Raw genomic sequence first — 26,189 nt, forward strand, 5'->3', positions numbered from 1 at the left:
CCGGAGGGGGTACGGGTCAGTAGCGGGACGCGCCGGCGAAGGGCATCGAGTCGACGGAGACGACCTGGACCGGGATGCCGTAGTCCGAGGCGTGGACGACCTGGCCGTTGCCGATGTACATGGCGACGTGGGTGACGCCCGGGTAGTAGCCGACGATGTCGCCGGGCTGCAGGTCCGCGCGCGAGACGGGCGTGCCGCCGGCGATCTGGGCCTGCGAGGTGCGCGGGATCGACTTGCCCTGCTGCTGGTAGGCCCAGAACATCAGGCCGGAGCAGTCGAAGGCGTCGGGGCCGGCGGCACCCCAGCTGTAGGGCGAGCCCAGCTTACTCAGCGCGGCGCCGACCACGCCCTCGGCGGCGGCCGGGTCGAGGGTCGGGGCGAGCGGGCCGTACTTGCTCTCCCAGCGGGCGCGGGCCTCCTCGTCGAGGCCGTCGATGCGCTCGCTGAGCTCGGCGGTGCGCGCCTCGAGCTCCTCCTTCTCCTCGTTGAGGTCCTCGAGCTGGATGGCCAGGCGGTTGCTGCGGTACTCGGCCTCCGCGCGGGCGCGGGCGGCGCGGTCGCGCTCCCGGTCGGCGGTGGCGGTGGCGTCCTCGAGGGCCTTGACCGACTTCTCGGCCTGGCGGCCCAGGGTCGACAGGTAGGCGGAGCGGTCGAGGGCCATCTGCGGGTTGTCGGCGCCGAGCACGCTCACCGCGTCGCCGGTGGAGCTGCCGCGGTAGCGGGAGCCGGCGACAAGGTCGACGCCCTCGCGGGCTGCGCGCTCCTCGGCCAGGGCGCGGTCGGCGGCCTCGCGGGTCGCGGCGACCTTGCCGTCGAGCTCGTCGACGCTGCGGCGGGACTCCTCGACCTGGTCCTCGAGGTCCTTGACCTCCTCGTTCTTCGCGGAGGCCTCCTGGGAGAGCTCGTCCATCTCGGAGAGGAGGTCGTCGACCTCGTCGGCCTGGGCGACGTGGGCAGAGCCGCCGAGGACGGCGAGGACGCCGACGACGGACAGGCCGCGTCGAATGAAGTGAGAGCGCACGGGGGCTACCTCCGGGAAGGCGGGACGAAAACTTAGGGCACGCGGGTCCGCCGTGGTCGGCCGAGGTGCCTGCGGCTTCGGTCGGGGTTCCGGGCGGGGTCCGGTGGGCCGGTCGGCCCGGTCGGATTCCGGTCGGTTCGGAACGGGGACGCTGTGCGTGGACAAAGAGAGACTATAGCCTGCAAGGTCACGGAATGTTAACGGGAACCGGGACGTCGTGACCGGTGTGAAAATTGAGGTCAGAGGGGTGCGTCGGCGGGCGGCCGCGACAGCGACAGCTCGGCCGCAACGCCGGCACAAAGCCCGACCGCGGCGCCGACGCCGATGCCGAGGCGGACACTGACGGCGACGCCGACGCCGAGGCGACCCTCTGAAACTGACGCCGACCCCGGACAGCACGAAACCCCCGCCCCGGGACGTACCCGGGATGCGGGGGCCTGCGACACGCTCACCGACCGCTTGCCTCGGCCGGTGGCGTCAGTGACGCGGGGTCCTGACTCTTAGAAGCGGACCGCGTTGTTGAACGGCATGTAGTCGAGCGTGCGGACGCCGACCGGGGTGCCGGAGTTCAGGGCGTCGATGATCTTGCCGTCACCGATGTAGATGCCCACGTGGGAGGCACCGCCGTAGAAGGAGACGATGTCACCCGGCTGCAGGTCGTTGTAGGCGACCGGGGTGCCCGCGGAGGCCTGGGCCTGCGAGGTGCGCGGGATCTGCTTGCCGACCTGGGCGTAGACCCAGGAGGTGAACCCGGAGCAGTCGAAGGCGTTCGGGCCGGCGGCGCCGTAGACGTACGGCGAGCCGATCTTGGACTGCGCGATCTCGACGATGCGCTGGCTCTGGGAAGCCGGGGCGGCCGAGCCGGCGGCGGTGTTGTTCTGGACGACGTAGTCGCTGTAGCCCGGGACATCCTGGATGCCCGGAACGTTCTCGAGGCCCGGAACGTCGACGGTGTAGCCGGCGTTCGGGATCTGGACCTCGGCGGCGCCCGCGACGGCGGGGCTGATGGCGGTGGCGCCCATCGCGACGGCGGTGGAGGCAATGGCGATACGGCGGGTGGTCTTGGTCTGCCGACGGTGCTTAGCCACGAATGATTCTCCCAATCTCAAGTCTTGCTCTCGCGTACCGGTCCCGAAGGTTGTTGGTTCTTCGCGGAGCGCGGCTTGGCTTCTTCGTTCGTTTCATGCATCCGGGGCGTTCCCCCGGCGGCAAGGTCTCGATCAGGTTACGAAACGGCAACAAGTCGTGTCCAACCGACAGGCAAACACGAAGCCGTTATCGGTCCGTTATCAAATCGCGACACTTCCTACACCAACCTCGACCACCGACCCTCACTTCCGCTGACACATCAGCGAAACAGGCCCGTGTACTGCATAAACGACGCAGAAAATTGACCACGCCGCGCATGCATGCGCGTCGCCGAAAATGTGCGGGCATGCATCCGAACGAATATTGTGCGCTTCGTCACACATGCCCCGCGGAGCTTCAAAATGGACCTTTTCGGCCGTCTCGGGGAGCACTCCCCACGACGGTTGCAGCCCCCGATCCGGTTACGTAACGATGCCGTCCGATCCTGTCACATTGGATCCTGGCTCATTGCGGCTCCTCCCCGACGCGATCCCGCCTCAGGCGCTGAATCTCAGGCACTGAAAAAGGTCGGCCGGCCGCCGGCCGTTTCCGGGCCGCCGCCTCCCGGCGCTCGACCTCCCGGCGCTCCGCTTCCAGGCGCTCCCCCGCCGAGCTCACCGTCGTCGGGATCGGTGTCGTCGAAGGTGTCATTTTCCCCGTAGAGGTCCCTGACGGCACCACCGGACCACCCGGATGCGTCTCCGCCATAGCTCCCGGCCGCTCCCTCTCCCGCTTCCTCGGCGTGACAGTCCTCGTAGTCGGCCATCCACGTCTCCTCCTCATCGGAGACAGACTTCTTCTGGTACCTCCTCCTGATCCGCTCGCCCGCGGACGTCGACGCCATCTCGGTCTCGTTGACGATCACGTTGGTCGTGTCCGAGGACGCCGCCGGTGGGGTGTGCCCCACTCGCCCGGTCTCCGGATCCCGCTCGGCTCAGCCGCGCGAGGCATACCTGTCCCGCTTGTCGTTGTTGTCTCCGTGGTGGTCCTTACATCGGAACGTCAGGTTCTCGATGTCGGTGCGCCCACCGTTCAACCACGCGACCAGGTGATGGAGTTCGGACTCGTCGGCTGACGCGGTACACCCCGGATAGGAACAGACCTGGTCTCTGGCGAATACCGCGACTTTTTGGACGAAGCTCGCCGGTCTTCGTGCTCTACCCGCGATCAGCGGGTTGCCGTCGGTTCCGTGCAGGACCACGAAGTCGTGCGCCCCGGCTTTGAGCACAATCAAGTCAAAGAGGCTGACCTGCACCCCAGTGTTCGTCGGGAAGGTCCTCCCCCAGAGTCGGCCGGCGGCCTCCGGATCCATCATCGCCGTGCCGGCGGCCATGTCGATGTTCGTGAGATCTTCCGCGACAAGCGACGCGACGATGCTCGCGCACCCGGTGTTGCAGGTCTGGCCCGACGCGTAGGCGGTGGCCATGTGCAGGAACAGGTCCGCCCTGCGCTGGCCCGGGGTGCGCCGGTCCGGCACGCCCCGCTCGCCACAGCCGGGACCGTGCGTAGCGACTACGCCGGACAGGCCCGGAATAGACAGCCCGGAGAGGTCCACGGTGTCATCGCCCTCGCCCGGTCGGTCGAAGCCCGGCTTCACCTTGATGAAGAGGTGCTTGAGTACGGCCACGGTGGCCGGCGGGATGTAGCCCTTGATCCAGGCGCCGCCGTCCGCGTAAGGCTCCGACATCCAGGGCCAACGGTCCATGTAGGCGGTCAGCGGGTCGCGGAAGGCGCCGTTAGCCTCTGCTACGCGGGCGCGCAGCCAGTCGCGCAGATCCTCCGGTCCGCGCTTGTCGGCCTCCTCCACAGCGAGGCGACGCAGCTCCTCCGCACCGACGCTGGCGCCGTCCTTGAGACTGCGCAGCTCGTTGTTGATGATGCGCAGTTCCTCAGCCGCGAGCTTCTTCTCACGGGCCCGACGGTTGGCCTCCCGACGGTCGGCCTCAGCCTTGCGCCGGCGCTCCTCCGCGGCCCGGCACTCAGCCTTCTTCCGCTCAGCCTCTTCCTTCTCTTTGCGTGCGCGCTCAGCCCGCTCCGCTTCTTCTCGTTCCCGCTCGACGCTCTCGCGTTCCTCGCGTTCTCTGCGGGCACGCTCGGAGGCGTCCTCCGCGTCCCTGCCGACCCCACCAGGGACGGCGTCGTCATCGGCACCACGACCGGCCCCAGCCGCATCGGCGGATCCCGGCTGTTGGCCCGGACCAGAATCCTCGCCCGACCCCGAACCATCCGACTCCGGCTCCGAGGAGGGATCGCCCACATCCGGGCCATCAACATCCAGACCATCCGTCTCCTGCGCCGGAGCGGGGCCCGCCGGACGGGCCGGGCCGTAGATGTTCTCCGCCCCGTCCACGCGCGCGGGCCTCACGACGGGTCAGGTCGAAGATCTCCGCGGGGAAGAGGTCCACGCGGCGCGTCCCCGTCAGGTTGCCCGCGTGATGCAGGCCGGCGAGATGGGCCACGGCGTCGTCCACAGCGGTCTTGGACCCCTGCGTCTTCTCCAGGTCGATCAGAGAGGGCAGCATCGCGGTGAACTCCCGGGCCTCCACCGACGGGCCGATCAGGTCCGCGAGCTCCCCGTAGGCGCCCGAGATCGTCTGCACAAGAGAGGCGGCCCGACGGACACGCGGAGTCGCCGGCCCAGCACGGGCGGCACCGGCGAGGGTCGAAGCGGTCACGGTCATCGGGGTCACCTCCCGGGGCCTCGATACCGGGGCGGCCGCGTCGCGACCGATTGAATTCCCCCCGAACTGTCGTTGTCTGCCCACCAACTTCCAGGCACATGCGTTCGATCGCAAGGGTTTTCGATTGATCGACTTTTACCAGCGCATACGCGGCTAAAACAGCCCTACGTACCCCATCCGCGGATAGACATCGCCGCCGATACCCGACGCGGATCGACCCACATGCAGATCCCCCGCCCCGTGGCCCACGAGAATAGAGCTCACTCCCCCCGCCGCTAGTCCCCATCCCGAGCCCATCCTCCGCCCCCTCGGCAATCAGCCGTCCTCCGACCCAAACCAAACCCCACCCCCACCCAAGCGCGGACAGCCCGCCTGCCCGCCGGATGCGCCGGATGTGCCAGCATCGGCGCCCCACCCTCCCCCACACACGAGGCCCCCGCCCCCGTCAGGATCGACGACCCGTTCCGCGCCCCCTCCCCCACACACGAGAAAACCCCGTCCCCCGCCGGGAAGGCGGGTGACGGGGTCGGTGACGGGCGCTCGACGCTTAGTGGTCGACGTCCTCTCCGCGGGACCGGTCGGCCTCACGGTTGGCCTCATTGAGGCGCTCGAGCATATTGTGCTCCTCGCGCTCGTTCTCCTTGCGGATCTCGCGCTTGCGGCGCTGGATGTCCTCCGGGTCCGCGGAGAAGATGCCGCTCGTCTCGCTGTCGGCGAAGCCGAGGCGGTTGAGCTGCTTCGGCACCTTGGCGCCGGCGTACGGCAGCGGGACCGGGTGCCCGTTCTCGTCGACGGGGCCCAGCGGCTGGTGGACCTCGATGAACGCACCGTTCGGCATCTGCAGGATCGTGCCGGTCTCGATGCCGTGCTCCAGGACCTCGCGGTCGGAGCGCTGCAGGCCGATGCAGATCCGGTAGGTGACGAAGTAGGCGATCGGGGGCAGGACCAGCAGCCCGATGCGGCCGAACCAGGTCATCGCGTTCAGCGAGATCTGGAAGTGGAACGCGATCAGGTCGTTGCCGCCCGAGAGAGTCAGGAGGATGAAGAAGGTCAGGGCCATGGCGCCCAGACCCGAGCGGACCGGGACGTCACGCGGACGCTGCAGCAGGTTGTGGTGCGCGTCGTCGCCCGTGGTCTTCTTCTCGATGAACGGGTAGGCGATCAGCAGGACGACCATGGCGCCGGCGAGCAGCGCCACCCAGAACACGCCGGGGATGGTGTAGCCGAAGAGGTAGAGCTCCCAGGCCGGCATGACACGGGCTGCGCCGTCCGTCCACAGCATGTAGATGTCAGGCTGCGAACCGGCGGAGACCTGCGAGGGGTTGTAGGGCCCCAGGTTCCAGATCGCGTTGATGGTCGTCAGGCCGGCCATCAGGGCCAGGGCGCCCAAGGTCAGCAGGCCGAAGCCGACGGACTTGACGGCGAAGACCGGCATGATGCGGATGCCGACGACGTTGTTCTCGGTGCGGCCGGCGCCCGGGAACTGGGTGTGCTTCTGGTACCAGACCAGGGCCAGGTGCGCGGCGATGAGGCCGAGCAAGATGGCCGGGATCAGCAGGACGTGGGCGATGTAGAAGCGGTCCAGCATCAGCTCGGAGGGGAAGTCCCCGCCGAAGATCAGCCAGTGCAGCCAGGTGCCGATGATCGGCAGGCCGACGACGATGGCGGACATGATGCGCAGGCCGACGCCGGAGAGCAGGTCGTCCGGCAGGGAGTAGCCCATGAATCCCTCGGCCATGCCGAGGATCAGCAGGGTGCAGCCGATGATCCAGTTGGCCTCACGCGGGCGGCGGAACGCACCGGTGAAGAAGATGCGCAGCATGTGCGCGACCATCGAGAACATGAACAGCAGGGCCGCCCAGTGGTGCATCTGCCGGATGAAGAGGCCACCGCGCACCTCGAAGGAGATGTTCAGGGCGGTCTCGTAGGCGCGCGACATCTCGACGCCGTTGAGCGGCAGGTACGCGCCGTCGTAGATCACCTTGGTGATCGACGGGTCGAAGAAGAGCGTCAGGTAGACACCCGTCAGCAGCAGGACGATGAAGCTGTAGAGGGCGATCTCACCGAGCAGGAAGGACCAGTGCGTCGGGAAGACCTTGTTGATCTGCCGGCGCATGCCGGCCGCGGCTGTGTACCGCGAGTCGATGTTGTTGCCGATTTCGGCGAGCTTGTTGCTCATTAGGACTCACGCTCCCAGAAGGCCGGGCCGACAGGTTCGGCGAAGTTGTCTTCCGCGACGAGGTAGCCTTCCTCGTCCACGGTGATCGGCAGCTGCGGCAGCGCACGGGCGGCCGGACCGAAGACCGGCTTGCCGTAGTGCAGCGCGTCGAACTGCGACTGGTGGCACGGGCAGAGAATGCGGTTGGTCTGCGCCTCGTACAGCGAGGTCGGGCAGCCGATGTGGGTGCAGATCTTCGAGTAGGCGTAGTAGTCGCCGTAGTGGAAGTCTTCCTGACCCTCGCGCTCGATGACCCGGGCGGCGTCCTGGGAACGCAGGCGGATCAGCATAACCGCGTTGCGCGGGCCGTGGATCGAGTGCATGTGGTGCTCGTAGACGTCGCGCTGCTTGTCGTACTTGTCACCGTCGTTGACGTCCTCCTCCGCGAGGGGGAAGACGGTCTCCATGCCGCCGGCGGCGAGGTCCTCGGGGCGGACGCGGACCAGACGGGAGATGCCCTGGGTGGTCATGTGCGTGCCGGTGTCCGAGGTGTGCTCCTCGGCGGCCGCGCCCGTGTCGCGGCCGAGGTATAGCTTGACGCCCTTCTCGTGCAGCGTCCAGCCGGAGGTCCACAGCGTCCCGTCGCCGTGGTAGTCCATCTCGCGGCGCTTCCACGGGTTCTTGATCATGCCGCCCAGCGGGGCGATGATCACCAGGCCGGCTGCCACGGCGCCGACGCCGAGCAGGCCCTGCATCGCCTTGCGGCGGCCCAGGGTGGAGGTCTGCCAGGAGTCGTTCAGCAGCGCGGTGATCGTGCGGCGGTCCACCTCGTCGGAGGGGCCGTCGTGACGGCGCTGCACCGAGATCTCCTCGGGGATGAACTTCTTCTGGAACTGGACCAGGTAGATGCCCAGCGACACGATGCACAGACCGGCGGTCAGGCCGAGCAGCGGCGTGTAGAAGGTGTACATCCACAGGCCCTCGTCGCCGTGGCCCTTGTAGTGCCAGGGCCAGAAGAGGTAGACGGCCAGGAAGGCCAGGCCGGAGACGATGGCTATCGTCAGCCAGACGTTCAGCAGGGTCGCGGCCCGCTTCTCGGCGGGGTCGTTGGCGACCGGGAAGCGCTCCTTGCGGTAGGCGACGGTCACGTCGTCGAGCTCGGTGCCCAGCCGGGCGAGCTCGTCGTTGCTCATCGCCCCGAGTTCGCGCTCCGTGTAGGTGTTGTTCTTGTCGCTCATGAGCGCGTTCCAATCCAGATAGCAGCGGAGATGAGGACCATCAGGCCCACGAACCACATGAAGAAGCCCTCAGAGACCGGGCCGAGGCCGCCCAGCGACCAGCCGCCCGGGTTCGGGGTCTCCTTGGCCGACTTAATGAAGGCGATAATGTCCTTCTTCTCGTCGGCGGACAGCTGGCGGTCCGAGAACTTCGGCATGTTCTGCGGGCCGGTCAGCATGGCCTGGTAGATCTCCTGCTCGTTGGCCGGGTCGAGCTCGGGGGCGTACTTACCGGAGGAGAGCGCGCCGCCACGGCCGGTGAAGTTGTGGCAGGAGGCGCAGTTCAGGCGGAAGAGCTCGGAGCCGCGGGCCACGTCCTCGGGCTGGATCTGCCCGTCGTAGTTCGCGCCGCGGAGCTCCTCCATGGCGATCGAGCCGTCCTCGTTGTAGACGAGCTCGGGGCCGCCGCCGTTGGCCGCGACGTAGGCGGCCATGGCCAGGGCCTGGTCCTCGGTGTAGCGCGGGGTCTTGCGCTCGGCCTGGGCGTCGTTCGACATCATCGGCATGCGGCCGGAGTGGACCTGGAAGTAGGTCGCACCGGCGCCGACGCCGATGAGGGACGGGCCGCGGTCCGGCACACCCTGAAGGTTAGCGCCGTGGCAGGTGATGCACGCGACGTCGTAGATGTCCTTGCCCTCCTGGATGATCGCCTGATCATCCTGCTGGGCGGTGGCCTGCTGTGCGTCCGGAGTAAGGGCGCTGGCGAGGACGCCGGCGCCGGTCAGGCCGATGGTGAGCGCGAGGGCACCGCCGACGGCCCGCCGCGCGCGACGACGCGAGCGCGTCTTCTTCGCCGGCGCGGGCGCTTCCGCGGCCCGCGCGGGGTTCTTGGGAGTGGTATCCATCGTTTCCCTTTAGCTTTCAGAGTTTTGGTCGCTGATTTCGGCGGGGGCCGCGGGCGCCGCAGTGACTGCGCCCGGGGGCGGCCCCGTCTACTGGATCAGGTAGACGATGATGAACAGGCCGATCCAGATGACGTCGACGAAGTGCCAGTAGTAGGAGACCACCATGGCGGCGGTCGCCTGCGCCGGCGTGAACTTCGACTTCGCGACGCGCAGCAGCACGACCACGAAGGCGACGACGCCGGCCAGCACGTGGGCGGCGTGGAAGCCGGTCGTGATGAAGAAGACCGAGGCGAACACGCTGCTCGGGATCGTCACGCCCTCCATGATCAGCTCGGCGTACTCGTAGCCCTGCATGCAGAGGAAGATCACGCCGAGGAGGATCGTCACGGTGTACCAGCGCCGCAGTCCGTAAACGTCACCCCTTTCCGCGGCGAAGACGCCGAACTGCGAGGTCACCGAGGAGGAGACCAGGATGATCGTGATGATCGCCGCGTACCACACGGTCAGATGGCTGGTCTGCTGCTCCCAGTCACCCGATTGGCCGTTGGCACGCGCGGTGAAGTACATCGCGAACAGTCCGGCAAAGAACATCAGTTCCTGCGAAAGGAACACGATGGTGCCGACACTGACCATGTTCGGTCGATTCAGCGCCGGCACGCGCTCGCGTTCCGTCGCACCTGGGTTAGAAATTGCGCTCGTCACGCCCTCAAGTATGGCTGGAATCCAAGGGGCAGTCACGTCGTATCCCCCGCTCCCCGAACCTCTGTCACAGGGCCTATTCAGGTTGAGAGGCGATGTGCGCCCGCAGAAATTTCGTCGGAACTCACGGGAACTTCTTCGCCCTCGCGTCCGACCACTCATCGACGCTGGTCATGAACAAACAATCCGGACCTCACCGAGAGATTCTTCCCCTGAAACCATTTCGGACTTTTCGGGCGCCAGGTTTCCCACCGAATTGCAAGCGTTTACGGGGTGACATACCTCATAGTTTTTTCGGGAACTGGTTCGCCGTTCTCCTACTTTCGGCTAACCCCCGCTTATCATTCTTTCAGACGAGCACGTGCCCAACCCCGTGTCTCAACCTTTCCGCCCGAGCCCCTTTTCGACCCCTGACCGGGCCGTCTCTCTTTCGCGAGGAGCCCCGCCGTCCCCGGATCCACCACCGCGGATGCACGTGTGGGCGTGAGATCAGCCCTCTGTCTTCCCCCACCGCTTCGATTGCCGACGCCGCGCGCGCAGCACCCCGGGCGCACATCTTCCCCCTCGCCGCCCGCTCCCCCGATTACCGACGCCGCGCTCCCATCACCGCCGGCGCGTCCCTTCCGGGCGTTGCGCCGGGCACGGCACGTGCTGCGCCACTCCCCTGCGCCGCGCCCCGGCACCGCTTCCCTGTGCCGACAATGCCCGAGCCTTTACGGCCTCGTGGCCGGCCCCGGCATGGCGCATGCCGCGTCGGCCAACCACACAACGGTACGGTACCGGCGACGGAGGCCGACGGGGCGTCGGCAAACACAAAGAACCGGGCCCCGGTCTCCGTGTGTCACGGAGACCGGGGCCCGGTCCTTGTGGCCCGGCCACGGGTGCCGGGCCGACAGCTGCGTGGCCGTCAGGCCTTAGTGCTTCTCCTTCGGCACGCCGTACTGGAGGTTCATCATGGCGCCGGTGTAGATCAGCAGCACCGCGCCGAGGGCGATCATCCAGTAGTGCATGTAGATGATGCCGAGACCCAGCACGAGGATCGCGCCGGTCATGGCCAGCGGCCAGATCGAGCTGGGGCTGAAGAAGCCCAGCACACCGGCGCCGTCCTCCATCTCGGCCTCTTCCCAGTCCTCGGGGAGGACGTCGGCGTGCCGCTCCGTGAAGTGGAGGTAGACGCCGAGCATGGTGGTCAGGCAGAAGGAGAGGGTCAGGGCGACCACGCCGGCCCACTCGAGGCCGCGGACGTAGCCGTCGTCCTGCACGTACATGGTCGCGAAGATGTAGATCACGAGCATCAGCAGCAGGAACGCCGACAGCCCGTACATGATCTTTGCTGAAGCCTTCATTGCTCTTCTCCTCGCCCCTTACGCGTTCTGGTTGTGGTCGACGGCGTTGTCACCGGTGCGGGTGCCGGTGCGGTCCGAGTTGAACGGGTGCGTCGAGGTGGCGTACGGCTCCTGACCGATGTGCTTGAGGGCCTCGGAGTTCGGGGCCTCGGGGTTCTCGGTGCGGAACTTCATGTACTCGGTGAAGTCCTCCGGGGAGACCGCGCGCAGCTCGAAGTTCATCATGGCGTGGTAGGTGCCGCACATCTCGGCGCAACGGCCGACAAAGGCGCCCTCCTTCTCGATGCCCTCGATCTGGAAGGCACGCTGCTGCTGGTTCGCGTCCGGGTGCGCGTAGACGTCGCGCTTGAAGAGGAACTCCGGGATCCAGAACGAGTGGGAGACGTCGCCGGAGGCGAGTCGGAACTCGATCGGGGTGTTGGTCGGGAGGACCAGCACCGGGACCTCCTCGGTGGTGCCGAGGGTCTCGACGGTGTCGTAGTCGAGGTAGGACAGGTCCTTCTTCGAGCGGCCGTGGATCGGGTTGTCACCGTGCTCGGTGCTGACCTCGCCGTTCTCGTCGCGGTCGTACTTGCTGTCCTCGGCCTGCTGCTGACGCTCCTCGTCGGTGCCATCCCAGTCCTGGCCGGTCGGCGAGAGGTCCGCGGCGACCTCCGCGTAGCCGAACTTCCAGTTCCACTGGAAGCCGGTGACGTCGACGGCGACCTTCGGGTCCTTGTCCATCGCGACGACCTTCTGCTGGGTCTGCACGGTGAAGAAGAACAGGGCCATGACGATGACGATCGGCACGGCCGTCAGCACGAGCTCCAGCGGGATGTTGTACTGGAGCTGCTTCGGGAACTCACCCTTGCCGTTCTTCTCGGCGCGCTTGGCACCCCAGCGGAAGATCCCCCAGAGGAAGATGCCCCACATGATGATGCCGATGGTCCAGGCCGCGACCCAGACCCAGATCCAGAAGTTGTACATCTCGTGAGCCTCCGGGGTGATGCCTTCCGGCCACCCCATGTGCAGGAGGTTCGAGACCGGCTCCGGGGGCTGGACGTCACAGCCCGCGAGAGTCATGCCGGCGGCGCCGATCAGCGCGCCGACCGCGGCCTTCCGGCCGAGACCCCGCCTGTTTCGCTGTTCCACGTGTGTCTGCCTTTCTTTTCTACGCAGCTGTAGAGGACACATCTCAACGTTCCTAATCAGGAGGATAGTCGATGCCCAAGCTGAAACCACGGTGATACCCGACCGTGAGAATCCCGGTGTTTGCACAGGTGAGACGATTGCACAGGTACCAGGCTTAACGCCGCGCGCGCACATCTGGGGGCGTAGATATAGATCAATCGGAAGTTTGCACCCGTGTGGGGAACCTTTCGGGTGTACCGGGGCCACCTCAAAGTTTCAGCACCCCTGTCCCGGGTCGTCCGGGACCGCCCGCGGCGCGCGCCGGAACAGAGCCGTCGGCCTCACCGTGGGGGCCCGGCGGGCGCGCCTTTAGGCCCGCGTCGCGCGCTCGTGCCATCATCGGACGGAAAGAACCTGTCCCCTCAGGAAGGAACCATTGCCCTATGTGCGGTCTGCTCGGCCTCCTGACCTCCGACGGGTCGGCGGCGACCCATGTCGACGCCGTCCGGGAGGCGCTGCCGTGCATGCGCCACCGCGGGCCCGACGGCACGGACACCTGGAACGACAAGGACGTCGTCTTCGGGTTCAACCGGCTGTCCATCATCGACCTCGAGCACTCCCACCAGCCGCTGGTGTGGGGCCCCGAGGACGACCCGCAGCGCTACACGCTCACCTTCAACGGCGAGATCTACAACTACATCGAGCTGCGCGAGGAGCTGGCCGCCGCCGGCCTGCCCCTGCACACCACCGGTGACTCCGAGACGATCGTCGCCGGCTACCACCTGTGGGGTGAGGACGTCGTCGAGCACCTGCGCGGCATGTTCGCCTTCGCGGTGTGGGACTCCCGCAAGCGCACGATGTTCCTCGCCCGCGACCAGTTCGGCATCAAGCCGCTGTTCTTCGCCACCACGCCCGCCGGCACGGCCTTCGCCTCCGAGAAGAAGTGCCTGCTCGCCCTCGCCGAGGACATGGGCACCGACCTCAGCATCGACCGCCGCGCCGTCGAGCACTACGTCGACCTGCAGTACGTCCCGGAACCGGAGAGCCTGCACACCGGCATCCGCCGCCTCGAGTCCGGCTGCACCGCCACGCTGACCCCGGGCGGCGTGCTGGTCCAGCGCCGCTACTTCCGCCCGCAGTTCAAGACCACCCCGGTCGCCCACGACAGCGAGCAGCAGGTCTTCGACCGCATCGCGAAGGTCCTCGAGGACTCCGTGGCCAAGCACATGCGCGCGGACGTCACCGTCGGCTCCTTCCTCTCCGGCGGCATCGACTCCACCGCGATCGCCGCGCTGGCCAAGCGCCACAACCCGGACCTGCTGACCTTCACCACCGGCTTCGAGCGCGAGGGGTACTCCGAGGTCGACGTCGCCGCCGAGTCGGCCGAGGCCATCGGCGTCGAGCACCACGTCAAGATCGTCTCCCCTGAGGAGTACGCGGACGCCGTGCCGAAGATCATGTGGTACCTCGACGACCCGGTCGCCGACCCGTCCCTGGTGCCGCTCTACTTCGTCGCCGCCGAGGCCCGCAAGCACGTCAAGGTCGTGCTCTCCGGCGAGGGCGCCGACGAGCTCTTCGGCGGCTACACCATCTACAAGGAGCCGCTCTCGCTCAAGCCCTTCGAGAAGATGCCCTCTCCACTGCTCAAGGGGCTGCGCAAGCTCTCGACCGTGCTGCCCGAGGGCATGAAGGGCAAGTCCCTGCTCGAGCGCGGCACCATGCCGATGGAGGACCGCTACTACGGCAACGCGCGCTCCTTCAACTTCGAGCAGGTGCAGCGCGTGATCCCGTGGGCGAAGCGCGAGTGGGACCACCGCGAGGTCACGCGCCCGATCTACGCGCAGTCGCAGGACATGGACCCGGTCGCGCGCATGCAGCACCTGGACCTGTTCACCTGGATGCGCGGCGACATCCTGGTCAAGGCCGACAAGATCAACATGGCCAACTCCCTGGAGCTGCGCGTGCCGTTCCTGGACAAGGAGGTCTTCCGGGTCGCCGAGTCACTGCCCTACGAGCTGAAGGTCTCCCACGGCACGACCAAGTACGCGCTGCGCAAGGCCCTCGAGCAGATCGTGCCGGCCCACGTGCTGCACCGCCGCAAGCTGGGCTTCCCGGTGCCGATGCGCCACTGGCTGGCCGGAGACGAGCTCTACGGCTGGGCCCAGGACCAGATCAACACCTCGCAGACCGGGGACATCTTCGACAAGAAGGCCGTCCTCGAGATGCTCAAGGAGCACCGCGACGGTGTGTCCGACCACTCGCGGCGCATCTGGACGGTGCTGGCCTTCATGATCTGGCACGGCATCTTCGTCGAGGACCGCATCCACCCGCAGATCGACACCCCGGACTACCCGGTCGACATCTAAGCGCCCGCTCCCCCGGGCCGGGCCTCACCCGGGCCCGGGCCGGGCCCGGAGCAGGCCACAACGAAAACCCGGCGCCCCGCAAGGGGACGCCGGGTTTTTCCCGCGCGGCGCGCGCAGCCACCCACGCCGAACAGTTCCGCCCGGCGTCGGTGCGCGGCGTCGTCAATTGACGACGCCGCGCACCTGAATGTCAGTGGAAGGAGTCGCCGCAGGCGCAGGAACCGCCCGCGTTCGGGTTGTCGATGGTGAAGCCCTGCTGCTCGATGGTGTCGGCGAAGTCGATGGTCGCGCCGGCCAGGTAGGGCACGGACATGCGGTCGACGACGAGGTTCACGCCGCCGAAGACGTCGACCTTGTCGCCGTCGAGGGTGCGGTCGTCGAAGTAGAGCTGGTAGCGCAGGCCGGCGCAGCCGCCGGGCTGGACGGCGATGCGCAGGGAGAGGTCGTCGCGGCCCTCCTGCTCGAGCAGGGCCTTCGCCTTCGCGGCGGCGGCGTCGGTCAGGGTCACGCCGGTCTCGGTGGACGGTGCAGTCATGGCAAGCTCCTGGAAAAACTGGAAGACGTTCACTTCGGGGCCGTTCCTGCCCGGCGTCTGCTCCCACTCCGGCGAGCCCCGGGCGCTGGTCCGGGTGCCGGGCCGGGCGGCGGCCCCACTGCGCTAAACCATACCCGTCTCCACCCGGAGAAAACACCGTCCCGGCCCCGCAGCCACTTCGCGGTGCGCGGCTTGTAACCTGGTGGGCGTGAAATTCCCCTGGCAGAAGAACGACGAGACCGGCGCGACGGCCGCCGAGGCGGGCCACGAGGCCGACGCCGCCGACGAGGCCGCGGCCCAGGCCGAGAAGGCCGAGCGCGACCCCGGCTACACCCCGAAGAAGGGGCACGCGACCCCGAAGCGTCGCGACCAGGAGCTCGCCCGCGGCGTGATCCGCGGCGAGTCCATGGCGCCGACGACCCCGGCGCAGGCCCGCGCCGAGCGCAAGAAGCTCAAGGAGTCCATGACCAAGGAGGAGTGGAAGAAGCACAAGCGCAAGGAGCGCGAGGCCAACCGCTCCCGCCAGCGCGAGGCGCAGGCGCGCATGGACGCCGGCGACGAGCGCTACCTGCTCGAGCGCGATCGCGGCGAGGAGCGCCGCTTCGTGCGCGACTGGGTCGACGCGCGGCGCTTCGCCAACAACTACGTCATGCCCGCGGCCCTGATCCTTCTGGTGTTCATGCTGATCTCCAACGCCGCGCCGAAGATCGCGGCGGCGGCGTCGCTGTTCGCCATGGCGCTGATCGTCATCTTCTTCATCGAGGGTGTCTGGCTGGGCCGCCGCGCCAACGCCGCGGTGCGCGACCGCTTCCCCGGCACCTCGGCGACCGGCTTCGGGCTTGGCATGTACGCCTACTCCCGGGCCACGCAGCCGCGGCGCTGGCGCACCCCGCGCCCGCGCGTGGAGCTCGGCGCGGACGTCTAGGAGCCGGCCGTGGCTGACCCGATTTCCGACGCCCCCGCAGGTTCCACCGGGCAGGTCCCTTCCGCCTCCCCCGCCGCAGGCCCGGTGACCTTCGGCGAGGTGGCCGCGCCCGACACCGCCGCCTACCGGCGGATGCGCCGGCTGCTGCGCAACGCCGCCTCGCCGGCCTCCCCGGTGACCGTGGAGGAGCTCGGCCGGCTGGCCGACGTCGCCGCCTTCTTCGCCGCCTGCTCCGGGCAGGTCCCGCCCGGTGAGATCGGCGAGGCCGAGCTGGTGGTCTTCGCCGCCGAGCACGGCGTGGCCGACCGCTTCCGCGCCTGGCACCGCGCCGACGCCACCCGCCGCCTGGCCGAGACGCTGGCCGCGGGTGCCTCGCCGACGACCGTCTTCGCCGAGGCCGCCGGCTGCCGCGTGCGGCTCGTCGACGTCGCGTTGCGCGGCACCGTCGACGGCGTGGACGCCGGTGAGCGCGTGCGCAACGGCTGCGGGTTCATCGACGTCGAGGACGCGATGACCGCCGAGGAGTACGCCGCGGCCCTCGAGCTGGGCCGCGACCTGGCCGACGAGGCCGTCGACCGGGGCTGCGGCGTGCTCTCGACGGCGGTGCTGGGCGTGGGAGCGGAGACCGCCGCGCTCGCCGTGCTGGGCACGATCACGCGCACCGAGCCGGTCACCATCTTCGGCTTCGGCACCACCGGCACCGACGACCGGCGCTGGTCGCGCAACGTCACCGTGCTGCGCGACGCGATGTTCCGGGCGCGCGAGGTGGCCGACTCCGTCGGCGACGTGCTGCGCATCGCCGGCGGCTGCGACCTGGTGGCCGCCGCGGGCTTCATCGCGCAGGCCGCGGTGCGGCGCACCCCGGTCATCCTGGACACGACGGCCTCGGCCGTGGCGGCCGTGTGCGCCGACGCGCTGGCCCCCGGTGCCCGCGAGTGGCTCTTGGCCGGGCGGCTCACCCCGGCCCCGGCGCACCTGCTCGCACTGCGTCGCCTCGGCCTGCAGGCGCTCTTCGCCATGAACGCCCCGCTCGGGCTGGGCACCGCGGCCCTGCAGACGCTGCCCGTGGCCCGTGCGGCCGCGCGCATCGCCTCGGGCTGCGAGCTGCCCGAGCCCGAGGGCCCCGGGGAACCGGAGGAGTCCGGCGAGCCGGGCGGGCCGGACCCGCCTGGGCCGTAGGCCGGCGCCAGAGTGCACCGGAATCTCGCAGGGGAAAGGCCCCGGGTCAGTGACCCGGGGCCTTTACTCTCGGCCTGATCTGCGTGCGGACTACTTGTCGGCCGCGACCAGCTCGTAGCTCCAGCCGTGGGTGTCCTCGGCCTCGCCGTGCTGGATGGAGGTCAGGGCCTCGCGCAGCTTCATCGTGACCTCGCCGGCCTGGTTGTCGTTGACGTCGAACTCGCCCTCCTTGGAAAGCACACGGCCGACCGGGGTCAGGACGGCGGCGGTGCCGCAGGCCAGGGCCTCGGTCATCTTGCCGTCGGCGACGTCCCGGCGCCACTGGTCGACGGTGATGCGCTCCTCGGAGGTCTCGTAGCCGAGGTCCTCGGCGACCTGCAGCAGCGAGGCGCGGGTGACGCCCGGCAGCAGGGAGCCGGACAGCGCCGGGGTGACCACGCGGACGTTGCCCTCGGCCTCGGTGCCGTAGACGAACATGAGGTTCATGCCGCCCATCTCCTCGATGTACTTGCGCTCGATGGCGTCCAGCCAGACGACCTGGTCGCAGCCCTTCTCGGCGGCCTGCGTCTGGGCCAGCAGGCTGGCCGCGTAGTTGCCGGCGCACTTGGCGGCGCCGGTGCCGCCCGGGGCGGCGCGGACGTAGTCCTCGCAGATCCAGACGCTGACGGGCTTGACCCCGCCGCTGAAGTAGGCGCCCGAGGGCGAGGCGATGAAGTACATCGAGTAGCTCTTCGAGGCGTGGACGCCCAGGGTCGGCTCGGTGGCGAACATGACCGGGCGCAGGTACAGGGAGGCCTCGCCGCCGGCGGCGGGGACCCAGTCGCGGTCGACGTCGACGAGCAGGCGGACGGCCTCCAGGAAGTCCTCCTCCGGCAGGCCCGGCATGTTCAGGCGGCGCGCGGAGTTCTGCATGCGGCGCGCGTTCTGCTCGGGGCGGAAGGTGGCGATGGAGCCGTCGGGCAGGCGGTAGGCCTTCAGTCCCTCGAAGATGGCCTGGCCGTAGTGCAGAACGTTGGCGGCCGGGGAGATGGAGAAGTTGGCGAAGGGGACGACCTCCGCGTTGTGCCAACCCTTGTCCTCGGTCCACTGGATGTGGACCATGTGGTCGGTGAAGACCTGACCGAAGGCGGGATCCTCGAGGATCTTCTCGCGCTGGGCGTCAGGGGTGGGGTTTTCGGTGCGGTGGATGCTGAATTCGAGTGCCATACGGTCACCGTACTCCCCTGCTTTCGTCGCGCTCACCAGCGGTGGGACAAAAGGGGGTGCCCCGTCCCATCAAGTGGAACAACAGGGACGCCGGAAACGCGCCCACGCCACGCCGGATAGGCTGGGGTGACCCACGAGACGTCGACAATCAATGGAGGTCACCCGTGTCCGATTCCGCTCTCCCCGTAACCGGCGCCGTCGCCGCGCCGCGCCAGGGCAAGAAGGTACCGAAGAAGGCCGAGGCGCTGGTGCTGCCGCTCTTCCGCGCCGGCGGCGAGGCCCCAGCCGAGGCCGAGGTCGACTCCGACGGCGACCGGGAGGAGGCCGGGAAGGCCCCGGTCACCGCGGCCGGCGGGACCGTCGAGCTGCCCGCCCCGGAGTTCCTCGGCTCCGAGACGCTCGAGGCGCTGCTGGCCCGCATCGAGGCCGTCGGCGCGACCGGTGCGGCCGGTGAGGTCACGCGCATCGCCGCCCCGACCGAGGGCGAGGCCGGCCACGACGCCGCGCTGCCCGCCACCGTCATCGCGGTGGGCTTGGGGTCGGCCGACGAACTCGACGACGAGGTGCTGCGCCGCGCCACCGGCACCGTCGCCCGCACGCTGACGGCCGTCGAGCCGGAGTTCTCCGCGGTGGCCACCACGCTCGGCGATTTCGGGCTGCGCGCCGCCGTCGAGGGCTGGCTGCTCGGCTCCTACCGCTACACCGGCTTCAAGGCCGCCGGCGCGAAGGCCCCGGGGGTCACCTTCGTGGCCGACTGGAAGGGCGCGAAGAAGGAGTTCGTCGCCGGCCAGGTCACCGCAGAGTCGACCAACCTCGTCCGCGACCTGGTCAACACCCCGGCCAACCACCTCTACCCCGCCGTCTACGCCGACATCCTGGCCGCCACCGCCGAGGAGTACGGCGTCAAGGCCGACGTGCTCGACGCCAAGGCGCTGCGCAAGCAGGGCTTCGGCGGCGTGCTGGCCGTCGGGCAGGGCTCGGCGCGCGAGCCGCGCGTGGTCGAGCTGCGCTGGAAGCCGAAGAAAAAGAAGAAGTCCACCCCGAAGCTGGCGCTGGTGGGCAAGGGCATCACCTTCGACACCGGCGGCATCTCGCTCAAGCCCGCCAAGACCATGGAGGACATGATCTCCGACATGGGCGGCTCGGCCGCCGCGGCCGCCGCCGTCTTCGCCGCCGCCCGGCTCAACCTCGACGTCGAGGTCACCGCGACCGTCGCACTGGCGGAGAACATGCCGTCCGGCTCGGCGACGCGCCCGGGCGACGTGATCACCCACTACGGCGGGATCACCTCCGAGATCATCAACACCGACGCCGAGGGGCGCGTGGTGCTCGCCGACGCCATCACCCGCGCCGCCGAGGGCGAGCCGGACTACCTGGTGGAGACCTCCACGCTGACCGGCGCACAGATCGTCGCGCTGGGCAACCGCACCGCCGGCGTGATGGGCACCGAGGAGCTGCGCGACCGCGTCGCCGCCCTCGGCCGCGAGATCGGCGAGAACGCCTGGGCGATGCCGCTGCTCGAGGAACACGAGGAGACGGTCGTCTCGCCGGTGGCGGACATCCGCAACTCCCCCAACTCGCGCGACGGCGGCATGCTCTACGCCGCGATGTACCTCTCGCAGTTCGTCCCCGAGGGCCTCGAGTGGGCGCACGTGGACGTCGCCGGCCCCTCCTACAACACCGGCGCGGCCCGCGGCTACACCCCGAAGCGGGCCACCGGCACCCCGGTACGTACCTTCATCGCGCTGGCCGAGGAGCTCGCCGCGCGTTAGACGGCCTCAGGTTCCCTGGGCCCGGCCCCTCACGACCGGGCCGGCTCAGGGAGCCCCCGGGTCCTCGCCGCGCTCGAACCGGGCGCGGCGTTCGCGCTGTTCGGCCCGCTTGCGCAGGATGCGGTCGCGCTCGATGCGCTCGCGCATGCGCTGCGGGTAGCCCGTCTCCTCGACGTCGTAGACGGGCACGCCGAGCAGCTTGGAGACGGCGTCGATGCCCTTCGGCCCGCCGATGGGCCGGCGGGTGAACTCGCCGTCGGGGGCGACCAGGACGACCGACATCTCGTTGAGCATCGTCTCCGGCTCGACGAACGCCTCGACCGGCCCGCGGCCCCGGCACCAGGCCACGAGGCGGTCGGCGTCGGCCTTCCGGATCGTGTCGCCCGGGGCGCGGGGCGGGCGCAGGCTGCTTGAGCGGCGCGAGCGGCCGAAGAAGTTGAACACGACCTACGATTGTAGGCGACTGCGCCTACCTCCCACCGCAGCCAGGTGGGGCCGTCACACAACACCCCTATGGGTGACCGGGTACGGTAAAGGGTATTAGTCACAGCATGAACCACACGACTTTCCGAGGAGTCTGACAGAACATGGCGTTCTCCGTAGAGATGCCCGAACTGGGCGAATCCGTCACCGAAGGCACCATCACCCAATGGCTGAAGAACGTCGGCGACACGGTCGCCGAGGATGAGCCGCTTCTCGAGGTCTCCACCGACAAGGTCGACACCGAGATCCCGTCGCCCGCCGCGGGTGTCCTGCTCGAGATCAAGGCCGACGAGGACGACACCGTCGAAGTCGGCAACGTCATCGCCGTCATCGGCGAGGAGGGCGAGGAGCTCGCCGGTTCCGACGACTCCGGCGAGGCCGAGGAGAAGGAGGAGAAGTCCGGGGACAAGGACGACGCCGACGAGAAGCCGGCCCCGAAGAAGTCCTCCGGCTCCGGCGACGCCACCGACATCGCCATGCCCGAGCTGGGCGAGTCCGTCACCGAGGGCACCATCACCCAGTGGCTCAAGAACGTCGGCGACACCGTCGAGGAGGACGAGCCGCTGCTCGAGGTCTCCACCGACAAGGTCGACACCGAGGTCCCCTCCCCGGCCTCCGGCACCCTGCTCGAGATCCTCGCCGAGGAGGACGACACCGTCGACGTCGGCGACGTGATCGCCCGTGTCGGTGACGCCGACGCCGCCCCGGCCTCCGACGACTCCGACAAGGACGACGACAAGTCCGAGGAGCCCGAGGAGAAGGACGAGCCCAAGGAGGAGAAGAAGGAGGAGCCGAAGAAGTCCTCCGGCTCCGGCGACGCCACCGACATCGCCATGCCCGAGCTCGGCGAGTCCGTCACCGAGGGCACCATCACCCAGTGGCTCAAGAACGTCGGCGACACCGTCGAGGAGGACGAGCCGCTGCTCGAGGTCTCCACCGACAAGGTCGACACCGAGGTCCCCTCCCCGGCCTCCGGCACCCTGCTCGAGATCCTCGCCGAGGAGGACGACACCGTCGACGTCGGCGACGTGATCGCGCGCGTCGGTGACGCGGACACCGCCCCGGCCTCCGACGACTCCGACAAGGACGACGACAAGTCCGAGGGGCCCGAGGAGAAGGACGAGCCGAAGCAGGAGAAGGCCGAGGCCAAGGAGGACAAGGAGGACAAGGGCGAGAAGAAGTCCGCCACCTCCGGCAAGGTCCCCTACGTCACCCCGCTGGTGCGCAAGCTGGCCGAGAAGCACGGCGTCGACCTGAACACGGTCGAGGGCACCGGCATCGGCGGCCGCATCCGCAAGCAGGACGTGCTGGCCGCCGCCGAGGGCGGTAAGGACGCCGGCGAGGACAAGCCCGAGAAGAAGGGCTCGGCCGCCTCGACCAAGTCCGTCGACCCGGAGAAGGCCAAACTGCGCGGCACCACCCAGAAGGCCAACCGCATCCGCCAGGTCACCGCGGCCCGCACCGTGGAGGCCCTGCAGCTGACCGCCCAGCTCACCCAGGTCCACGAGGTCGACATGACCGACGTGGCCGCGCTGCGCAAGGCCAGCAAGCCGACCTTCCAGGAGAAGTACGGCGTCAACCTGACCTACCTGCCGTTCTTCGCCAAGGCCGTCGTCGAGGCCCTGGTGGCCCACCCGAACGTCAACGCGTCCTACAACGCGGAGACCAAGGAGATCACCTACCACGACGGCGTGAACCTCTCCATCGCCGTGGACACCGAGCAGGGCCTGCTCTCCCCGGTCATCCACGACGCGGACAAGCTGAGCCTGCCGGAGCTGGCGAAGGCCATCGTCGACATCGCCGAGCGCGCGCGCAACCGCAAGCTGCGCCCGGACGACCTGTCCGGCGGCACCTTCACCATCACCAACATCGGCTCGGAGGGTGCCCTGACCGACACCCCGATCCTGGTGCCGCCGCAGGCGGGCATCATGGGCACCGGCGTGATCTCCAAGCGCCCGGTGGTCGTCTCCGACGACGGCCTGGACTCCATCGCGATCCGCCAGGTCGCCTACCTGCCGCTGACCTACGACCACCAGCTGGTCGACGGCGCGGACGCCGGCCGGTTCATGACCACGGTCAAGGACCGCCTGGAGACCGCGGACTTCGAGGGCGACCTCGACCTCTGATCCGCCGCACCGCGCGGGCGGCGCCCACCGGCGCCCCTGCGTGAGGCACCCGACGCCCGTCGGGTGACCGCCCCACCTCGGAGGGGCGCGTCACCCGGCGGGCGTCTCCGCGTCTGCACCCGCCCCGCCCTGCGTCGCCCGTCGAGTGTTTCCGCGTCTGCGCCCCAGCGCACGCCCGTAAACCCGGCCCCCGGCGACGGGACCACGCCCACACCCGTGACTGAAACGTGCTCCCGGTGACACTCCACGGCGGTAGAATTCATGCCAGTCCATACGACGCCGCGCCCCGCTGGCCGTCAGGTCCGCCCGTCAGGTCCGCCCGGCGCGCGTCACCGCACGTCGCGAAGGAGTCCGAAGACCGCCATGACAAGCGCCTACACCTCCCGCCATATCGGCCCCGACCAGAAGGAGACCGCGGCGATGCTGGCCGCGGTGGGCCAACCGGACCTGGAGGCGCTGATCAGTGCGGCCCTGCCCGCGGCCGTCGGCCGCGACAACTCCGACACGGTCCCGGAGATCGGCGAGCCGCTCTCCGAGGCGGACGCCCAGGCCAAGCTGCGCGGCTACGCCGAGGCCAACACCGTCCTTCGCGCCTTCTACGGCCAGGGATTCTCCGACACGGTCACCCCGCCGGTGATCCGCCGCGGGGTGCTCGAGGACCCGGGCTGGTACACCGCCTACACGCCCTACCAGCCGGAGATCTCCCAGGGCCGCCTCGAGGCCCTGCTCAACTTCCAGACGTTGGTCGCCGAGCTGACCGGCCTGCCGGTGGCCAACGCCTCGCTGCTCGACGAGGCCACCGCCGTCGCCGAGGCCGTCGGCCTGATGGCGCGCGCCCAGCGCAAGGGCACCCGCGTGCTGCTCGACTCCCGCCTGCACCCGCAGGTGCTCGCCGTGGCCGCCGAGCGTGCCCGCGCCCTGGCCCTGGAGGTCGAGGTCGGCGACGCGACGGCCCCGCTGGTCGGCGAGGGCTGGGCCGGCTCGGTGATCGCCTACCCGGGCACCGAGGGCGACCTGGTCGACCCGCGCGGCGCGATCGAGGAGATGCACGGCCGCGGCGGCCTGGTCACCCTGGCCTGCGACCTGCTGGCCCTGCAGCTGACCGAGTCGCCGGGCACCCTCGGCGCCGACATCGCCGTCGGCTCCTCCCAGCGCTTCGGCGTGCCGCTCTTCTACGGCGGACCGCACGCCGGCTTCATGTCGGTGGCCGACAAGCTCAAGCGCAAGATGCCCGGCCGCCTGGTCGGCGTGTCCAAAGACGTCGCCGGCATGCCCGCCTACCGCCTGGCGCTGCAGACCCGCGAGCAGCACATCCGCCGCGAGCGTGCCACCAGCAACATCTGCACCGCCCAGGCGCTGCTGGCCGTGACCGCCTCGATGTACGCCGTCTACCACGGCGCCGAGGGGCTCAAGGCCATCGCCGAGGACGTCCACGCCCGCGCGGTCACCTTCGCCGCCGCGATCGAGGCCGCCGAAAACGCCACCGTGCGCCACGCGGACTTCTTCGACACCGTCACCGTCGAGGTGCCCGGCCGCGCCCGCGCGATCACCGACGCCCTGGCCGAGGCCGGCTACCTGGTGCGCCCGCTCGACGAGGACGCCGTGGCGGTCTCCTTCGGCGAGTCCGCCACAATTGCCGACGTCGCGGTGCTCGCCGATGCGTTCGCTGCGCCGCTGCGCGGCGCAGCCGGGGAAGAGAACGGCGCCGGGGACGGCACCACGGGCGACGGAACCGCCGAGGGGTCGGACGGGACGTCGGCAAGCATCCCGGAGACGCTGCGGCGCACCACGCCGACGCTGGAGCACCCGATCTTCCACTCCGTCCACTCGGAGACGCAGATGATGCGCTACCTGCGCCGGCTCTCCGACAAGGACCTCGCACTCGACCGCACGATGATCCCGCTGGGCTCGTGCACCATGAAGCTCAACCCGGCCGCCGGCATGGAGGCGATCTCCTGGCCGGGCTTCGCGGACGTGCACCCCTACACCCCGGCGCGCTTCACCCCCGGCTGGAAGGCGCTCATCTACGAGCTGACCGGTTGGCTGGTGGACATCACCGGCTACGCGGCGGTCTCGCTGCAGCCCAACTCCGGCTCCATGGGTGAGCTGGCGGGGCTACTGGCCATCCGCCGCTACCACGTCTCGCGCGGCGACCACGAGCGCGACATCTGCCTGGTGCCCTCCTCCGCGCACGGCACCAACGCGGCCTCGGCGGCGCTGGCGCACCTGAAGGTCGTCGTGGTCGACAGCGCCGAGGACGGCTCGATCGACGTCGAGGACCTCAAGGCCAAGCTGGACAAGCACGGCGAGCACGTCGCGGCGATCATGATCACCTACCCGTCCACGCACGGCGTCTTCGAGGAGAACGTCACCCACGTCTGCGACCTGGTCCACGGCGTGGGCGGGCAGGTCTACATCGACGGCGCGAACATGAACGCCCTGTCCGGCATCGCGCGCCCGGGCCGCTTCGGCGGCGACGTCAGCCACCTGAACCTGCACAAGACCTTCGCCATCCCGCACGGCGGCGGTGGCCCGGGTGTCGGCCCCATCGGCGTGGCCGAGCACCTGGTCGACTTCCTGCCGACCGACCCGACGACCGCCGGGGTGGGCCCGGCCGCCGTCGACGAGGGCGTGCCGATGGTGGGCACCCTCTTCGGCTCCGCCGGCGTGCTGCCGATCAGCTGGGCCTACCTTGCCATGAGCGGAACCCAGGGCCTGCGGCGCAACTCCGCGCACGCGATCCTGGCGGCCAACTACGTCGCCGAACAGCTCCACGAGTCCTTCCCGGTGCTCTACACCGGGCCGTCCGGGCTGGTCGCCCACGAGTGCATCCTGGACCTGCGCGAGCTGACCGACGCCTCCGGGGTCACCGCCGCCGACGTGTGCAAGCGCCTGGTCGACTACGGCTTCCACGCCCCGACGCTGGCCTTCCCGGTCGCCGGCACGCTGATGGTCGAGCCGACCGAGTCGGAGGACCTCGGCGAGCTGGACCGCTTCATCACCGCGATGCGCTCCATCCGCGCCGAGATCCAGGAGATCATCGACGGCGAGGTCTCCCACGAGGAGTCGGTGCTGGCCCAGGCGCCGTTCACCGCCGCGGCCGTGGGCGCCGACGAGTGGCCGCACCCGTTCACCCGCCGCCAGGCGGCCTGGCCGGTCGACTCGCTGTACCGCGACAAGTACTTCCCGCCGGTGCGCCGCATCGACGAGGCCTACGGCGACCGCCATCTCGTCTGCTCCTGTCCGCCGCCGGAGGCCTTCGACATCTCCGGCGACGACTCTGAGTCCGCCGAGGTCTGACGCGCACCGAGGCCTGACGCACACGCCCCGGG

General features: G+C 69.4%; 20 protein-coding genes. 6 read left to right on the forward strand and 14 right to left on the reverse strand.

Annotated features, from left to right (window positions below):
• Window positions 1-16 precede the first annotated feature (16 nt).
• The 11 genes from QQA02_RS01535 to ctaC form a co-directional block, all read right to left on the reverse strand.
• Window positions 17-1,021, reverse strand: a complete 1,005-nt coding sequence (locus tag QQA02_RS01535) for an NlpC/P60 family protein (protein WP_284773078.1) — start codon at window positions 1,019-1,021, stop codon at window positions 17-19.
• Between the two features lie 500 nt (window positions 1,022-1,521).
• Complete coding sequence (locus QQA02_RS01540; RefSeq protein WP_284863072.1) at window positions 1,522-2,109, reverse strand: C40 family peptidase; 588 nt, start codon at window positions 2,107-2,109, stop codon at window positions 1,522-1,524.
• 551 nt (window positions 2,110-2,660) lie between these two features.
• Window positions 2,661-3,014, reverse strand: coding sequence for a hypothetical protein (locus QQA02_RS01545; RefSeq protein ID WP_284863074.1), 354 nt, complete (start codon window positions 3,012-3,014; stop codon window positions 2,661-2,663).
• A 69-nt stretch (window positions 3,015-3,083) separates the two neighbouring features.
• Window positions 3,084-4,499, reverse strand: coding sequence for an HNH endonuclease signature motif containing protein (locus QQA02_RS01550; protein ID WP_284863075.1), 1,416 nt, complete (start codon window positions 4,497-4,499; stop codon window positions 3,084-3,086).
• Window positions 4,417-4,830 (reverse strand): hypothetical protein, encoded by a 414-nt coding sequence (locus QQA02_RS01555; RefSeq protein ID WP_284773073.1) that lies wholly within the window; start codon window positions 4,828-4,830, stop codon window positions 4,417-4,419. The genes QQA02_RS01550 and QQA02_RS01555 overlap by 83 nt, the downstream gene beginning before the upstream one ends.
• 547 nt (window positions 4,831-5,377) lie before the next feature.
• Window positions 5,378-7,009, reverse strand: a complete 1,632-nt coding sequence (gene qcrB, locus QQA02_RS01560) for a cytochrome bc1 complex cytochrome b subunit (RefSeq protein ID WP_284776281.1) — start codon at window positions 7,007-7,009, stop codon at window positions 5,378-5,380.
• The gene (gene qcrA / locus QQA02_RS01565; RefSeq protein WP_284776279.1) at window positions 7,009-8,226 is read right to left on the reverse strand and encodes a cytochrome bc1 complex Rieske iron-sulfur subunit; all 1,218 of its coding nucleotides are present in this window, start codon (window positions 8,224-8,226) and stop codon (window positions 7,009-7,011) included. Before qcrA ends, qcrB begins: the two co-directional genes overlap by 1 nt.
• Entirely contained in the window at window positions 8,223-9,110 is an 888-nt protein-coding gene (gene qcrC / locus QQA02_RS01570) for a cytochrome bc1 complex diheme cytochrome c subunit (protein ID WP_284776277.1), read from the reverse strand. Before qcrC ends, qcrA begins: the two co-directional genes overlap by 4 nt.
• Window positions 9,111-9,197: 87 nt before the next feature.
• Window positions 9,198-9,812, reverse strand: coding sequence for an aa3-type cytochrome oxidase subunit III (ctaE, locus tag QQA02_RS01575; RefSeq protein ID WP_284776275.1), 615 nt, complete (start codon window positions 9,810-9,812; stop codon window positions 9,198-9,200).
• Between the two features lie 911 nt (window positions 9,813-10,723).
• The gene (gene ctaF, locus QQA02_RS01580) at window positions 10,724-11,155 is read right to left on the reverse strand and encodes an aa3-type cytochrome oxidase subunit IV (protein ID WP_284776287.1); all 432 of its coding nucleotides are present in this window, start codon (window positions 11,153-11,155) and stop codon (window positions 10,724-10,726) included.
• A gap of 18 nt (window positions 11,156-11,173) precedes the next feature.
• Window positions 11,174-12,286: an aa3-type cytochrome oxidase subunit II gene (gene ctaC, locus QQA02_RS01585; RefSeq protein ID WP_284776285.1), complete on the reverse strand. Its 1,113-nt coding sequence runs from the start codon at window positions 12,284-12,286 to the stop codon at window positions 11,174-11,176.
• A gap of 422 nt (window positions 12,287-12,708) precedes the next feature.
• Here ctaC and asnB point away from each other — a divergent pair, with 422 nt between their 5' ends.
• Entirely contained in the window at window positions 12,709-14,631 is a 1,923-nt protein-coding gene (gene asnB, locus QQA02_RS01590; RefSeq protein WP_284863077.1) for an asparagine synthase (glutamine-hydrolyzing), read from the forward strand.
• Between the two features lie 190 nt (window positions 14,632-14,821).
• On the opposite strand, the gene QQA02_RS01595 is transcribed toward asnB, so the two are convergent.
• Window positions 14,822-15,166, reverse strand: coding sequence for a HesB/IscA family protein (locus tag QQA02_RS01595; RefSeq protein WP_284776211.1), 345 nt, complete (start codon window positions 15,164-15,166; stop codon window positions 14,822-14,824).
• A 208-nt stretch (window positions 15,167-15,374) separates the two neighbouring features.
• Here QQA02_RS01595 and QQA02_RS01600 point away from each other — a divergent pair, with 208 nt between their 5' ends.
• Both QQA02_RS01600 and QQA02_RS01605 read left to right on the forward strand, forming a co-directional pair.
• The gene (locus tag QQA02_RS01600) at window positions 15,375-16,091 is read left to right on the forward strand and encodes a DUF3043 domain-containing protein (protein WP_284776210.1); all 717 of its coding nucleotides are present in this window, start codon (window positions 15,375-15,377) and stop codon (window positions 16,089-16,091) included.
• 9 nt (window positions 16,092-16,100) lie between these two features.
• Window positions 16,101-17,270 carry a nicotinate-nucleotide--dimethylbenzimidazole phosphoribosyltransferase gene (locus QQA02_RS01605; RefSeq protein ID WP_284863078.1) on the forward strand — a complete coding sequence of 390 codons (1,170 nt, stop codon included), beginning with the start codon at window positions 16,101-16,103 and terminating at the stop codon, window positions 17,268-17,270.
• A 90-nt stretch (window positions 17,271-17,360) separates the two neighbouring features.
• Here the strand turns inward: QQA02_RS01605 and QQA02_RS01610 are convergent, their stop codons facing one another.
• A complete protein-coding gene (locus tag QQA02_RS01610) occupies window positions 17,361-18,476 on the reverse strand; it encodes a branched-chain amino acid aminotransferase (protein ID WP_284863079.1) in 1,116 nt (371 codons plus the stop codon).
• Between the two features lie 164 nt (window positions 18,477-18,640).
• On the opposite strand from QQA02_RS01610, the gene QQA02_RS01615 reads away from it, so the two are divergent.
• Window positions 18,641-20,248, forward strand: a complete 1,608-nt coding sequence (locus tag QQA02_RS01615; RefSeq protein WP_284776204.1) for a leucyl aminopeptidase — start codon at window positions 18,641-18,643, stop codon at window positions 20,246-20,248.
• 45 nt (window positions 20,249-20,293) lie between these two features.
• Here QQA02_RS01615 and QQA02_RS01620 read toward each other — a convergent pair whose 3' ends face one another.
• Window positions 20,294-20,692: an oxidoreductase gene (locus QQA02_RS01620; RefSeq protein ID WP_284776203.1), complete on the reverse strand. Its 399-nt coding sequence runs from the start codon at window positions 20,690-20,692 to the stop codon at window positions 20,294-20,296.
• A 143-nt stretch (window positions 20,693-20,835) separates the two neighbouring features.
• On the opposite strand from QQA02_RS01620, the gene sucB reads away from it, so the two are divergent.
• The gene (sucB, locus tag QQA02_RS01625) at window positions 20,836-22,857 is read left to right on the forward strand and encodes a 2-oxoglutarate dehydrogenase, E2 component, dihydrolipoamide succinyltransferase (protein ID WP_284863080.1); all 2,022 of its coding nucleotides are present in this window, start codon (window positions 20,836-20,838) and stop codon (window positions 22,855-22,857) included.
• Window positions 22,858-23,220: 363 nt separating this feature from the next.
• The gene (gcvP, locus tag QQA02_RS01630) at window positions 23,221-26,157 is read left to right on the forward strand and encodes an aminomethyl-transferring glycine dehydrogenase (RefSeq protein ID WP_284863081.1); all 2,937 of its coding nucleotides are present in this window, start codon (window positions 23,221-23,223) and stop codon (window positions 26,155-26,157) included.
• Window positions 26,158-26,189: the final 32 nt, after the last annotated feature.

The organism is Corynebacterium sp. MSK006, assembly GCF_030232385.1.
Taxonomy (GTDB): Bacteria; Actinomycetota; Actinomycetes; order Mycobacteriales; family Mycobacteriaceae; genus Corynebacterium; species Corynebacterium frankenforstense_A.

What these genes read in the sequence shown, in the direction of transcription:
- QQA02_RS01555 (WP_284773073.1), bottom strand. Translation starts at nt 4,830, where the DNA reads ATGACCGTGACCGCTTCGACCCTCGCCGGTGCCGCCCGTGCTGGGCCG.
- qcrB (WP_284776281.1), bottom strand. Translation starts at nt 7,009, where the DNA reads ATGAGCAACAAGCTCGCCGAAATCGGCAACAACATCGACTCGCGGTAC.
- qcrA (WP_284776279.1), bottom strand. Translation starts at nt 8,226, where the DNA reads ATGAGCGACAAGAACAACACCTACACGGAGCGCGAACTCGGGGCGATG.
- qcrC (WP_284776277.1), bottom strand. Translation starts at nt 9,110, where the DNA reads ATGGATACCACTCCCAAGAACCCCGCGCGGGCCGCGGAAGCGCCCGCG.
- ctaF (WP_284776287.1), bottom strand. Translation starts at nt 11,155, where the DNA reads ATGAAGGCTTCAGCAAAGATCATGTACGGGCTGTCGGCGTTCCTGCTG.
- asnB (WP_284863077.1), top strand. Translation starts at nt 12,709, where the DNA reads ATGTGCGGTCTGCTCGGCCTCCTGACCTCCGACGGGTCGGCGGCGACC.
- QQA02_RS01595 (WP_284776211.1), bottom strand. Translation starts at nt 15,166, where the DNA reads ATGACTGCACCGTCCACCGAGACCGGCGTGACCCTGACCGACGCCGCC.
- QQA02_RS01610 (WP_284863079.1), bottom strand. Translation starts at nt 18,476, where the DNA reads ATGGCACTCGAATTCAGCATCCACCGCACCGAAAACCCCACCCCTGAC.
- sucB (WP_284863080.1), top strand. Translation starts at nt 20,836, where the DNA reads ATGGCGTTCTCCGTAGAGATGCCCGAACTGGGCGAATCCGTCACCGAA.
- gcvP (WP_284863081.1), top strand. Translation starts at nt 23,221, where the DNA reads ATGACAAGCGCCTACACCTCCCGCCATATCGGCCCCGACCAGAAGGAG.